The 446-nt window shown below is 59.4% G+C and carries 2 protein-coding genes; both read right to left on the bottom strand.

Translation table 11 applies throughout. The features are described 5' to 3' along the window. Positions 1-11: 11 nt before the first annotated feature. Positions 12-188: a hypothetical protein gene (locus tag AC1RPN_RS08425; protein ID WP_289900971.1), complete on the bottom strand. Its 177-nt coding sequence runs from the start codon at positions 186-188 to the stop codon at positions 12-14. A gap of 11 nt (positions 189-199) precedes the next feature. After that, positions 200-446: hypothetical protein (locus AC1RPN_RS08430; RefSeq protein ID WP_481763750.1), on the bottom strand; the 247-nt coding region annotated here is incomplete at its 5' end.

Raw genomic sequence — 446 nt, forward strand, 5'->3', positions numbered from 1 at the left:
TGTCAAGCCCTTTATGCGATGCGCGTTCGGGCCGCCACGTGCTCAGCGTTGAGCCGTTCGGCCTCAGCTTGCGCGATGGTGCCGTCGTCGCCCGGCCATTCCTGCACGGTGTTACCCGTGTCCGTGCAGTAGATGCCCGAGACAGGCCCCGCCGCGTTTTGTGTACTCACAAACCAATCGTATTTCATGATCGCCCTTGTTACCCTTGTTGAATGCCCGGAACCGGGAGCCGTGTAGCCGCATCCTCAATGATGCAAAGGCCCCGGTCGGCGGCTTCGCTTTCGATGCGTTCCAAAAACTGAGCCAGCGTCGAGCGCACGTCGCATGTGAATCGCATACTGCATGTTGCCACGAATTCCGTTTCGTGACTCAGCGACTCGTAAACGACGCTAACCGTTTGGAACGCTTGGCGCGCGGCCCATGATTCGAACGCATCCGCTTTCGCG

This window comes from Dellaglioa sp. CoH-57-MRSF-20, from assembly GCF_056781955.1.

What these genes read in the sequence shown, in the direction of transcription:
- AC1RPN_RS08425 (WP_289900971.1), bottom strand. Translation starts at nt 188, where the DNA reads ATGAAATACGATTGGTTTGTGAGTACACAAAACGCGGCGGGGCCTGTC.